Below are 12,818 nucleotides of genomic sequence, written 5' to 3'. Positions count from 1 at the left end.
CCGGCTGCCGCATCGACCGGGGTAGCCATCAGGCTGACCGCTACTATTACGACCGAACACTGCTGGCTCAGGGCTGGCAGCAGTACGACACCGAAGAAGATGCGTGGTACTTCGGCATCTGGATTAACACAGAAAGGCTGGAGACCTTTACCTACGCAGAGGGCGACACCCACCATGTGATTGCGCCAAACGTTGAGGCGTTTCGTACCGAGCTGGCGCGGCTCTACCAGTACCACCCGCAAGCCCCGGCGTTTATCAGCATCGACCCGGAAGCGGGCACGGTGACCCACCATTTTGAAGCCAAACCGGAGGTGTGAAATGGCTAAGAACATCACCATCAAGGTGCCCGGCAAACATCCGCGAACCGGCGAGATCACCACCTTTGAGCTTAAGGGCCAACGCATCGATATCGGCATCGGCGGCCAGGCCGTGCCTTTCCTCATTCACGGTAGGGGGATAGGAACGTCCCTCACTCACATCCCGAGCGGATACCGCATCGCCCTGCTCGGTGGCTGGCTCACCGCTCGTTACGCAATACCCGAAAATAAGCCCAGCAGAACGGCATGCGCCCAGATGGCCATAGACCGGCTGGTGGCTCAATACGGCTCGCTGCACCTGCTGGACCGGCTGAATGGCAAACTGGTTATCAATGAGATGGCTGACTGCGCTCGTTGACGCCAACCGTCTCGCTCATCCACACACAGCATAAAGGGCCAGCCTTCACAGGCTGGCCCTTTGCAACACTGGAATCATCGAACATGACCCGTCTAATCATCGGGCTCGAAGTGCATCGCTATGCCCCCGAGCTCAATAAACTGCATCTGCGTAACCGGCAGACGTTATCCGCTCCCGGCATCACCACCATCAAAGAGGCCAAAGCCCGTCTATTTGGCCGCTGGCAGCCTGGGCATCAGGTAACCATCACCGTGAGCCATCCCGATTACGTCAATCTCTCCCGGCTCTACCGGGGGCGACTGGCCAGTCTGACAGAACTCCCGGAGCATCTGAACAGACTGCGCCAGCGCCACAATGTGCCCGGCACAATCATCCACACCCAATTGAGGTATCGCTAATCATGACCACGACAACCATCCACACCCAGGACCAACAACCCGCAGCGCCAGACCACCCCACCCGGATTTTTGCGCAGTGGGGCTTGCCCCATACCGTGACGCCGCGCTTTGGCGCTCGTCTCATTCAAGAGCATCATCGTCTGCACTTTCTGTCAGATCGGGCATCACTGGTAGGTGAATGGGCAAAGGAGGCAATAGACCAGCTGGAAATTGCCTTTCCTCGCCTCATCAAAGAACTGGAGGGCAAATTGCTGACAGGCGAACTGGATGCCCGACGTCAGCAGCGTATCACTATCCAGCATGGAGGCTTTACCTGCGAAGCCGATACCCTTGGCAGCCACGGCTATGTCTACTTAGTCATTTACCCAGCGACGAACATGGACGCCAATCCTAAGCGCAAGACGTGACCACCAATCCGCTTGTGGTTACATTTTGGCACCTACTCATCCGTGATTAATGGGATAGGTCGTGGGGAAGGCCAATTCATGGCCTTTCCTTTGTTTTTTTGCCCGCTAACGTGAGACGTTGACCATTTCATCTCTGCAATAACAACGATGCGCAGTGATCACCTTTCGCGTGACATTACGCATAGTGCTGCGGGGTTCATTTGTATAAACTGCCCGCCAGATAACGGATAGACGACTGACGGGCCGGACTTTTTCTCGCCGATGCATCACCTTGGCTGCATCGCCTTCTGTTGACCCTCCACCCTGGATAGGTCCCTGCTGTGCCCGTAAGGCCCGGCACTGGCCGTTCCGTCAGTCTGACAACTTGGCCCGCATCCTCACCTTGGCTTTCGCGCAGGTGGGTTGTGATGGCAACACGCATAACCGGAGAACCCCATGACCGACCCCAACGAGCTCAGCCAGGCGCTGCTGGCCGCCGTTCCTGAAGATGGCAGCAGCATCGGCAACCAAGCCTTGATGGAAACCTTGAAAGCCCAATTCAGCGACCTGACCGATGAGGACTTTACCGCCGCACGCGAGACCCTGCTGGAACAGGGCGTACTGCGCAAGGGGCGCGGGCGGGGCGGTGCTGTGCTCCGGGTGTTGGAAGGCGAAGCCGCCGTGGCTGCACCACGCAAAGCGAAGGCCAGTGGCAGGGCTAAGCAGGCCAAGGATGAGCCGCAAGCTACCGGTATCGAGGGGCTGAAGAAGACCCTGTGGGCTGCCGCAGACAAGCTGCGTGCCGACATGGACGCCGCCGAGTACAAGCACATCGTGCTGGGCCTTATCTTCCTCAAGTACATCTCCGACTCCTTCGCCGCCCGTCGCGCCGAGCTGACCCGCCGCTTTGCCGATGAGAGCGACGAGTACTTCCTCTACGACTGTGACGATGAGCTGCTGGCCGAGGAGCTGGAAGACCGCGACTACTACCGTGAGGTGAACGCCTTCTGGGTACCGGAAGGGGCCCGTTGGGAGGGGCTGCGGGCCCATGCCAAGCAGGCCGATATCGGCAAGCGCATTGACGATGCGCTGACCCTGATCGAGCAGGAGAACCCCCGCCTCAAGGGCATCCTCGACAAGCGCTACGCCCGAGCCCAGTTGCCCGATGGCAAGCTCGGCGAGCTGGTGGATCTGGTTTCCAAGATTGGTTTTGGCAGTGATGTCGGTGAAGCTCGCGACATCCTGGGGCAGGTCTACGAGTACTTCCTTGGCGAGTTTGCCAGTGCCGAGGGCAAGAAGGGGGGCCAGTTCTACACGCCTGCCAGCATCGTCAAGACGCTGGTGGCGGTACTTGCTCCCCATCATGGTCAGGTCTACGACCCCTGCTGCGGTTCAGGCGGCATGTTCGTGCAGTCGGAGAGGTTTATCGAAGCCCATGGCGGCAAGCTGGGTGATGTCTCCATCTACGGTCAGGAGTCGAACCCGACCACTTGGCGGCTGGCTGCCATGAACCTCGCCATCCAGGGGATGGACTACAACCTCGGGCGCGAAAACGGTGATACCTTCACCCGAAACCAGCACCCTGACTTGCGTGCAGACTTCGTGCTGGCTAATCCGCCGTTCAATATCAGCGACTGGTGGCATGGTAGCCTCGAGGGGGATCCGCGCTGGGTCTACGGTACGCCGCCTGCGGGCAACGCCAACTATGCGTGGCTGCAGCATATGCTCTACCACCTCAAGCCAACTGGCCGCGCCGGTATCGTGTTGGCCAATGGCTCAATGAGTTCCAGCCAGAATAGCGAGGGCGACATTCGCCGTGCCATGGTGGAGGCGGACGTGGTGGAGTGCATGGTGGCCCTGCCGGGGCAGCTGTTCTTCAACACCCAGATCCCGGCCTGCCTCTGGTTCCTTGCCAAGAACAAGACCCGCCGCCAGGGCGAGGTGCTGTTTATCGATGCCCGCAAGCTGGGCACCATGATCAGCCGGGTGCAGTGCGAGCTCGATGAGAGCGCGATTGCCCGTATCGCCGATACCTTCCACGCGTGGAAAGGGGACGGGGAGTGCGAGCAGCCTTACGAAGATGTCGCGGGCTTCTGCCGCAGCGTAACCTTGGCCGAGATTGCTGAGCACGGCCATGTATTGACCCCCGGCCGCTATGTGGGCGCCGAAGAGGTGGAGGAGGACGATGAGGCCTTTGCCGACAAGATGGCGCGCTTGACCAAGCAACTTGGCGACCAGATGGCCAAGGGCGCTGAGCTGGATCTGTTGATCAAGCAGAAGTTGGGGGGGCTGGGGTATGAGATCTGAATGGCCCGAAGTGCGATTGGGAGATCACGTTGATGCCTGTCTTGGAAAAATGCTCGATGTAAAAAAGAACAAGGGTACCCCCGAGCCTTACCTTGGAAACAGTAATGTCCGTTGGGGGACTTTCGACCTTGTGAATCTGGCTGAAATGCGTTTTGAACCCCACGAAGAAGAACGTTACGGGCTTTTGTCAGGAGATTTGATTGTATGCGAAGGTGGAGAGCCAGGTCGTTGTGCGATCTGGACAGGAACTAATTCCCCCCGCATGAAGATTCAGAAAGCACTGCATCGCATCCGGCCGAAGGGAAACTTAAACAACTATTTTCTTTACTACTGGTTCTGCTATGCCGCGAAGGCTGGGCTTTTAGAACAACACTTCACTGGCACAACTATCAAGCACCTCACAGGCAAAGCAATCGCGGCTTTGAAGATTCCGCTGCCGCCGATAGAGTTTCAGGTGGCTCTGGTCGACGTATTAAAGACTCTTGATGATTGTATCGCCCTACTGCGCGAGACCAACGCCACACTGGAGGCTATCGTTCAGGCGCTATTTAAGTCGTGGTTTGTTGACTTCGACCCGGTCCATGCCCGTGCTCGTGGCGAGCAACCAGCAGGTCTGACCCCCGAGGTCGCCGCCCTGTTCCCCGACAGCGTCGAAGAGTCCGCGCTTGGCAAGATACCGAAGGGGTGGGATGTCGGTGTACTCGGTGATGTTGCTGAAACATCGCGAAAACAAATAAAACCTGAGCAGTTGTCAGCTGAAACTTTGTATGTTGGTCTGGAGCATATTCCACGCAAACAACTTGGCTTGGACTCGTGGGGAACGGCAGGAGAACTAGCGAGCGCAAAATCTGCATTTGAGCGAAATGACATTCTTTTCGGTAAGCTACGGCCATATTTCCACAAAGTTGTCATTGCACCATTTGAAGGTGTTTGCTCTACCGATATTTTGGTGTGTAAAGCAAAACAGACGGCTTATCACCATTACGTGGCCATGCATCTTTTCAGCGATGAACTCATCGCCTATGCAGATCGACTTTCAAACGGTGCGAAGATGCCGCGAATCAATTGGAAAGACTTGGCTGCTTACGAAGTTACCATTCCTCCTAGTGAAGTCGCAGAGCAGTTTTACATTCTGATTGAGCCGATGATTGCTCGAATGTTGGCGAACGTAGAGCAAGCCCAAACCCTCGCCAACTTGCGCGATACCCTGCTACCCCGCCTGATCTCCGGTCAACTGCGCTTGTCGGATGCCGAACAACAACTGAAGGACCTCGCTGTATGACGGCCGCTGTTGTAAACGCCACTGCCTTTACCAATGAACACTTCCCGCGTTTGTTGGCTCAGCTCAAGACGATGGGCGACAGAGCCCACTTCGACAGCGCACAGAGCGAGCTCTATCGCCAATTTATAGAGCAGTTCCCGCTCGACTCGTTGCCTAACCTAACGCTTGAGCAGTACTGCGTAGGCAAGGGGGATGGCAACTCGTTCTGTTGGTGGATTGAGCGTGGTCTGCAACCCGTGCTGGCCCGCTATATGCCCGGTACGTCCCGTGGTCACCTGCTCTACTTCCAGAAAGATGGTGCCGTCTACAAGCACCAGCGCTTGGCCGAGTTGGGTGATGAAGGGGCGCTGCGTTACACCCTCAAGGTGCAGCACTGCGTAGCCACTGCCGACCCTGATGGTGACCTGAGCTGGATTGATAATGACGAGGCTCTTTACAAGCAGGCAGGCGTCGAGCCGCGCGTCACTATGGGGCACGGCCGCAAGCTGCGGCTGGTGGCCTGCTATCACCCCAAGCGGATGCTGCCCATCTCGTCGTGTGAGCATCTTGGGCACTTTCTGACGGTGTTGGGGTGGCCGAAGGAGGATATCCCCGCCAAGCACCAGCCGATGGCGCGTATGCAGCGCCTGATGCGTTATTACGATCTGGCCCGCGAGTCGTTACCTGAATTGACCCCATATGGCTTTATGTTGGGCCTGTATGACGAGTCGTTGGGACTGGCACCACCAAAGGCAGACAAGGACGATAGCGGGAGTGATGATGAGGATGACACCATGAGCGAAGCAAACGACAACCCGGTGATGCCCAAGACCAACGCGCCGTTGAACCAGATCCTCTTCGGTCCGCCCGGCACCGGCAAGACCTACCACACCATCAACAAGGCGATGGCTATTCTCGACCCCGAGTGTCTGGCACAACACGACGATGATGTGAGCCCAGAGGCCCGCAAGGCGCTTAAAGCGCGCTTTGATGAGCTGGTCAAGGAGGGGCGTATCGACTTTGTGACCTTCCACCAGAGCTTCAGTTATGAAGACTTTGTGGAGGGGATCCGTGCCGAGAGTGATGGAGACAGCGGTCAACTGACTTATGACGTGGTTGATGGCGTCTTCAAGCGCATGTGTGACGCGGTGGCCGCCAAAGTCACGCGCAGCGACAGCCATGAGGCGATGACGTTGGAGGGACGCCGGGTCTGGAAGATGTCGCTTGGCAATACCAAAGGGGATGATGCCCACATCTTTGATGATTGCATTGAGGAGGGGGTGATCCGTCTGGGGTATGGTGGCGAACATGATTACAGCAAGTGCAATAACCGTGAAGAGGTGCAGGCGCTGCTGGAGCAATCGCTTGGCAAGATTGACAACGCATATGACTACAACGTTACCAGCGTGCTGACCTTGGTTACCCGCATGAAACGGGGCGATTTGGTCGTAGTCACCGACGGTAATCTCAAGTTCCGAGCCATTGGCGAAATCATTGGAGACTACCAATGCAAGCCGCACCCCGAGTACGGCAAGAGTTACGCTCAGGTTCGCCCTGTCAAGTGGCTGTGCCAGTTCACCCCATCTTTACCTAGTAGCGAGCTGATCAACGGCCGCTTTAGCCAGATGACGCTCTATGAGTTGAAGGCACCGACCTTGATCCCGGAGAAGCTGCTTGCTCTGGTCAATGCCACAGCATCACAAGCTGGGTCGCAGAGTGAAGCGGGCGCGACACCATCAAACAAACGCGTATTGATCATCGACGAGATCAACCGTGGCAACGTTTCACGCATATTCGGTGAGTTGATCACCCTGATAGAGCCAAGCAAGCGAGCTGGGGCAAGCGAGGCGCTGACCACTACTCTGCCTTACTCCAAACGCCCCTTTAGCGTACCGGACAACCTCTACCTTATCGGCACCATGAACACCGCTGACCGCTCCTTGGCCGGACTCGATATCGCGCTGCGTCGCCGCTTTGTGTTTGAAGAGATGCCGCCCAGGGCCGAGCTGCTTAATGGCGTGGTCATCGAGGATGAGGAGCACAAGGTAGACGTAGGCCGCTTGCTGCACACGCTGAACCAGCGCATCGAGGTGCTGTTGGACCGCGACCATTGCCTCGGTCATGCCTACTTTATGCCGCTCAAAGCGACTGCAAAGCCAACCTTGGCGCAGTTGGGATACATCTTCCAGCATCAGATCCTGCCGCTATTGCAGGAGTACTTCTTTGAGGACTGGCAGCGTATCGCCTGGGTGCTCAATGATCATCGCAAGAGCCGCGCTGAGGCGATGTTCCTCACACCTCCCAAACTCGATATCAAGACCCTGCTTGGTGATATAGCGGTTGGGGGGCAGCGCCAACGTTGGTGCATCAATGAGAAGGCGTTTACGCGTATTGAGGCCTATGCCTTGACCATCGAGGGTGACAAGGGGGCGCAGTGAAGGCTCCCATCACGGTTCGTGAGTATGGTCGGCTAACCGTTAGAGATAACGATGTTGATACGCTGACGCTTGCCCATATAGACCCGGTTGATTTCGATTGGCTATGTCAGTTGAGCCAGCGCTACAAGGTAAGCCATGCACCCGCTCTTGCGCAGGTGGAAGATAGCCGGACCTTGCAACTGGACAACTACGTGGGGGTGATAGAGACCCCCACCGGGCAGGTGATCGAGATCCTGCCCAAGACCGCCAATGAGGATGACCCACTCGAGGATGGTCGTGAGTTGATCCGCCGGATGCTGGAACGAGCCCTGGATCTGCCACCCCGTGAAACGGCGGAGGCGTCGTTGGATCGCTTTGATATGCCGCTCAACGAGTGGGTTATCGCGCGCTTTCTGGCCGAGCTCGATCAGCTGGTCAAACGCGGCGTGCGCAGTGACTATCAGCGTCTTGAGGCGACCGAGCCGTTCTTGCGTGGTCAGCTGGATGTCGCCCGGCAGATGCGCCAGCCACCGGGCCGGGGCCACCACTTTGCGTTACGTTACGACCTCTTCTTGCCCGACCGGGCCGAGAACCGGCTGCTCAAGCGGGCGCTGGAGACCGTCGCCAATGCGACTCAGCACCCGGACAACTGGCGGTTGGCACAGGAGCTGCGCCACTTGCTGGTGGATGTGCCTGCCAGCCGCGATGTGGAAGGGGATTTCAGACTGTGGCGACATGACCGCTTGATGGCTCACTATCAAGGGGTTCGGCCGTGGTGTGAGCTCATCCTCTATCGTGCCATGCCGAGTGCTCTGAATGGTGAGTGGCGCGGCATCAGCCTGCTGTTCCCCATGGAGAAGCTGTTCGAGCGCTATGTAGAGTCGTGCCTGCGTGAACAGCTGTTGCCCGACGCCAACCTCAAGGCCCAGGTGGCCAGTCAGTACCTTTGCACCCAGCAAGGCAAGCAGATGTTCCGGTTACAGCCGGACCTCTTGTTGCTGCACGGCAACAAGCGTTGGGTGATGGATGTGAAGTGGAAGCGGCTCGATAGCAGCGACTGTGACGGCAAGTACAGCATTAGCCAGGGTGACCTCTACCAACTGTTTGCCTATGGCCACAAGTACCTGACCGAGCAGGATGATGGTCATCTGGTATTGATTTATCCATCATGGAGCCAGCTCAAAGTTCCACTCGAACCTTTTTGTTATGATGCCCGCCTGACGTTGTGGGTCTTGCCGTTTGACTTGGCTGCCAGTTCGTCCCACCGGCTGATATTGCCATACCAGCCGGGGGCGGATTCTGCGTGCGAACTGCGCTTGCCACTGAGACCCGCCGAGCCCGCCTGACGGGCGTTTCTCCCTGTTGATGAGTGATGGTGCATGACCGAAGATCAGTTGGAACAAGAGGTGCTGGGGTGGTTGGCCGAGGTGGGCTATCGTGTGGTGTGTGGCTACGATGTGGCCCCCGATTCTGATAACCCGTGGCGTGCGAACTTCAATCAGGTGCTGTTGCTTGACCAGTTGAGAGACGCGATAGCACGTCTCAATCCGTCTGTGCCGATGGTAGCGCGTGAAGACGCGCTGGCGCAGGTGGTCAATCTCGATACCCCGGCGCAGCTGTCGGCCAACCGGGCGTTTCACCGCCTGCTGGTGAATGGGGTCCCAGTCCAGTACCAGCGGGATGGCGAGACGGTGGGGGACTTTGTCCGCCTCGTTGACTTCGAGAACCCCGCCGCCAACGAGTGGCTGGCCATCAATCAGTTCACCATCAAGGGGCCCAAGCACACCCGACGCCCAGACATCATCCTCTTCGTCAACGGGTTGCCGCTGGTTGTGCTGGAGCTCAAGAACCCGGCCGACGTGCATGCCGACATCTGGAAGGCATTCGACCAACTGCAGACTTACAAGGAGCAGATTCCCGACCTGTTCCAGTACAACGAGATCATGATTGCCTCCGATGGTAGCGAGGCGCGGATGGGGTCGCTGTCTGCGGATGCCGAACGCTTTATGCAGTGGCGCACGGTGGATGGGGTCAACCTCGACCCCTACGGCGAGTTTGGCGAGCTGGAGACCATGGTGCGCGGCATTCTGATCCCGGCCATGTTGCTCGATTACCTGCGCTTCTTCGTGCTGTTTGAAGATGACGGCCGGTTGGTCAAGAAGATCGCCGGTTACCATCAGTTCCATGCGGTGCGCGCGGCGATCACCCAGGTGGTGGCGGCGTCGCGCCCCGGTGGTAGCCATAAGGGCGGGGTGGTGTGGCATACCCAGGGCAGCGGCAAGAGCATCACCATGACCTGCTTTGCGGCGCGGGTGATGCGCGAGGCGGCGATGGAGAACCCGACCATCGTGGTGATTACCGACCGTAATGACCTTGATGGCCAGCTGTTCGGGGTCTTCTCACTCTCGCAAGATTTGATCCGCGAGCAGCCGGTGCAGGTGGAGACCCGCGGCGATCTGCGCAGCAAGCTGGCCAACCGCCCCTCCGGCGGCATTGTGTTTGCCACCATCCAGAAGTTTATGCCCGGCGCGGATGAAGACACCTTCCCGGTGCTGAGCGAGCGCGCCAACATCGTGGTGATTGCCGATGAGGCGCACCGCACCCAGTACGGTTTCAGCGCCTCACTCAAATTGCCCAACCAGATTGCCGAGGGCGCGGCGCGCTATCAGGTCGGCTATGCCCAACACTTGCGCGACGCATTGCCCAACGCGACGTTTGTGGCCTTTACCGGCACCCCAGTATCGAGCGAAGACCGGGATACCCGCGCGGTGTTTGGTGACTACATCCACGTCTATGACATGCAGCAGGCCAAGGAAGATGGCGCGACGGTGGCGATCTATTACGAGTCGCGCCTCGCCAAGTTGTCGCTCAAGGCCGACAAACTGACCCACCTCGATGACGAGGTAGATGAGCTGGCCGAGGATGAGGAAGAGGGTGAGCAGGCCAAGCTGAAGTCACGCTGGGCCGCCTTGGAGAAGGTGGTAGGCAGCAAGCCCAGGATCGAGCGGGTGGCCGCCGATCTGGTGGCCCACTTTGAAGAGCGCAATCAGGCACAGCATGGCAAGGCGATGATGGTGGCCATGAGCCGCGAGATCTGCGTGCACTTGTATGATGCCGTGGTAGCCTTGCGCCCCGACTGGCATGACCCGGACCCCGACAAGGGGGCCATCAAGATCGTGATGACCGGCAGCGCCTCTGACAAGGCGTTGCTGCGCCCCCATATTCATCCAGCCTTGGTCAAGAAACGGCTGGAGAAGCGGTTCAAAGACCCGAGTGACCCGCTCAAGCTGGTCATCGTGCGTGATATGTGGCTGACCGGCTTCGATGCGCCCTGCGTGCATACCCTCTATGTGGACAAGCCGATGAAGGGCCACAACCTGATGCAGGCGATTGCACGGGTGAACCGGGTGTTCAAGGACAAGCAAGGCGGGCTGGTGGTCGATTACATCGGGATCGCCAACGAGCTCAAGAGCGCCATCAAGGAGTACACCGCCAGCAAAGGACGGGGCAAGCCGACCGTCGATGCCCATGAGGCCTACGCGGTGTTGGAGGAGAAACTCGATATCCTGCGCGCCCTGCTGCATGGCTTTGATTACAGCGACTACCTCACCGGGGGCCACAAGCTGCTCGCCGGGGCCGCCAACTTTATTCTTGGCCTTGAGGATGGCAAGAAGCGCTTTGCCGATAACGCGCTGGCGATGAGCAAGGCATTCACCCTCTGCTGCACCCTCGACGAGGCCAAGGCAGTGCGGGAAGAAGTGGCCTTCTTGCAGACGGTCAAGGTGCTGCTGACCAAGAAAGAGGTCACCCGGAAGAAGAAGACTGACGAAGAGCGCGACCTGGCTATTCGCCAGATCATCGGCAATGCCGTGGTATCGGGTGATGTGGTCGATGTGTTTGAAGCGGTCGGTCTCGACAAGCCCAACATCGGCCTACTCGATGATGAGTTTCTAGCCGAGGTACGCAACCTGCCGGAGCGCAATCTCGCCGTGGAGCTGCTCGAGCGACTGCTGGAGGGGGAGATCAAGTCGAAGTTCGCGACCAACCTCTCCCAGGAGAAGAAGTTCTCGGAGATGCTGACCAAGGTGATCGCACGCTATCAGAACCGTTCCATCGAAACCGCGCAGGTGATCGAGGAGCTGATCGACATGGCCAAGAAGTTCGCCGCCGTAAGCAAGCGGGGGCAGGCCTTGGGCCTCAACGATGACGAGCTTGCCTTCTATGATGCCCTTGCCAACAATGAGGCGTCTGTGCGTGAGCTGGGTGACGAGATACTGGCCAAGATAGCCCATGAGCTCACCGCCAACCTGCGCCGTAGCGTCACAGTGGATTGGAGCAGCCGCGAAAGTGTGCGCGCCAAACTGCGGCTGATGGTCAAGCGCATCCTGCGCAAGTACAAGTACCCGCCAGACCAGCAGGAAGAAGCTGCCCAGTTGGTGCTGGCACAGGCTGAGAGTTTGTGTGAGGTGTGGTGTTGAGTGGGGGAGGCGCGAGCCTCCCTCACCTTATCTATCAAGATGTGTAGATATGGCTTACTTCAGTATGACGCTGCCTGAAGGTATCTGGTTGGCCTCTTCGAGGCTCAGGTAGCGTGGGCCTTGTACGCTGGCCAGTGACTTGAATAACCACGGATGCGGCTTTAGCCAAGCTTTGGTGTCTTCGTAAACGTCTCCACCGACCACGAAGTAACGACCATCACACCCGTCATCGTGTAGTTCATTGGCATCAGGTGTCGAGAGTTTCAGCTGGCAGCCTTCGATGACAACCACGACTTGAGACTTGTAAACCCCAATGACGGTGGAGATTTTGTTGGCCATATCACTTGAAACCCGCCAAGCGCTAATGGCGCCCTTGTAAGCACCTCGGCTGGAGTAGGTCTCTACCAAGTTGACTACCAATGCCGTCACAATACGTACCTCGTTAAGTTGTTTGGAATGCGGTTTGTTGCTAGTGACCTGCATAGCCACCGATGAACGTGTTGATAGGGTCAGCGCGACTTGAAGTAGGCGACCTTTTCAAGGAAGTAGCGACCCAGTTCACCTTGATGTTGGTTCGCTTCGCTTTCTGCGCTGGCCAAGTGACCGTTGCGCTCCTTCCATACCGCATATGCGGCGGCCTTCTCGACCTCGACCCGTTCTTGCTGCTCTTTCGGTAGAGCACACAGATTGTGACTCATACTGACCTCTTTGTTATTTGTTGGCGCCATGGTACGCCATCACTGGCATGCGGGACTTGCGCTGGTTCAAAGGTGGTGCGCTATAATGCCTGTATATAAACACAGGTATTTTGCCATGAAGCTGTTAACCCCAGACCCATCACCCGCCGAGGTGACCATCCCGCTGTTCTTGCACCGCGCCTCTTGCGGCTTTCCCAG

The 12,818-nt window shown here is 57.9% G+C and carries 10 protein-coding genes and 1 pseudogene; 9 read left to right on the top strand and 2 right to left on the bottom strand.

Annotation, left to right across the window (positions count from 1 at the left end; translation table 11 throughout):
* From AACR93_RS08555 to AACR93_RS08515, 9 genes and pseudogenes are all read left to right on the top strand, one after another.
* A pseudogene (locus tag AACR93_RS08555) lies at window positions 1-317 on the top strand (hypothetical protein); the annotation flags it as partial.
* 1 nt (window position 318) lies between these two features.
* Window positions 319-675, top strand: coding sequence for a hypothetical protein (locus AACR93_RS08550; RefSeq protein WP_043850493.1), 357 nt, complete (start codon window positions 319-321; stop codon window positions 673-675).
* Between the two features lie 83 nt (window positions 676-758).
* On the top strand, window positions 759-1,073 hold the full coding sequence (locus tag AACR93_RS08545) for a hypothetical protein (RefSeq protein WP_043850492.1): 315 nt from the start codon (window positions 759-761) through the stop codon (window positions 1,071-1,073).
* 2 nt (window positions 1,074-1,075) lie between these two features.
* Entirely contained in the window at window positions 1,076-1,480 is a 405-nt protein-coding gene (locus AACR93_RS08540; RefSeq protein WP_082044083.1) for a type IV toxin-antitoxin system YeeU family antitoxin, read from the top strand.
* 435 nt (window positions 1,481-1,915) lie between these two features.
* Window positions 1,916-3,766 carry a class I SAM-dependent DNA methyltransferase gene (locus AACR93_RS08535; RefSeq protein WP_043850491.1) on the top strand — a complete coding sequence of 617 codons (1,851 nt, stop codon included), beginning with the start codon at window positions 1,916-1,918 and terminating at the stop codon, window positions 3,764-3,766.
* Entirely contained in the window at window positions 3,756-5,048 is a 1,293-nt protein-coding gene (locus AACR93_RS08530) for a restriction endonuclease subunit S (RefSeq protein ID WP_082044082.1), read from the top strand. Before AACR93_RS08535 ends, AACR93_RS08530 begins: the two co-directional genes overlap by 11 nt.
* Window positions 5,045-7,465, top strand: coding sequence for an AAA family ATPase (locus AACR93_RS08525; RefSeq protein ID WP_043850490.1), 2,421 nt, complete (start codon window positions 5,045-5,047; stop codon window positions 7,463-7,465). The genes AACR93_RS08530 and AACR93_RS08525 overlap by 4 nt, the downstream gene beginning before the upstream one ends.
* A complete protein-coding gene (locus tag AACR93_RS08520; RefSeq protein WP_043850489.1) occupies window positions 7,462-8,790 on the top strand; it encodes an McrC family protein in 1,329 nt (442 codons plus the stop codon). Before AACR93_RS08525 ends, AACR93_RS08520 begins: the two co-directional genes overlap by 4 nt.
* A gap of 33 nt (window positions 8,791-8,823) precedes the next feature.
* Complete coding sequence (locus tag AACR93_RS08515) at window positions 8,824-11,922, top strand: type I restriction endonuclease subunit R (protein WP_043850488.1); 3,099 nt, start codon at window positions 8,824-8,826, stop codon at window positions 11,920-11,922.
* Window positions 11,923-11,976: 54 nt separating this feature from the next.
* Here the strand turns inward: AACR93_RS08515 and AACR93_RS08510 are convergent, their stop codons facing one another.
* Window positions 11,977-12,261, bottom strand: a complete 285-nt coding sequence (locus tag AACR93_RS08510) for an acyl-CoA synthetase (RefSeq protein ID WP_113721844.1) — start codon at window positions 12,259-12,261, stop codon at window positions 11,977-11,979.
* Window positions 12,262-12,431: 170 nt separating this feature from the next.
* Window positions 12,432-12,620, bottom strand: coding sequence for a DUF3283 family protein (locus AACR93_RS08505; protein ID WP_029303587.1), 189 nt, complete (start codon window positions 12,618-12,620; stop codon window positions 12,432-12,434).
* Between the last annotated feature and the right edge of the window lie 198 nt (window positions 12,621-12,818).

Source organism: Aeromonas sp. L_1B5_3, from assembly GCF_963866575.1.
Classification (GTDB): Bacteria; Pseudomonadota; Gammaproteobacteria; order Enterobacterales; family Aeromonadaceae; genus Aeromonas; species Aeromonas jandaei.
Note: the sequence above shows the minus strand (reverse complement) of the source record. Positions and strands in the feature narration are given on the sequence as shown.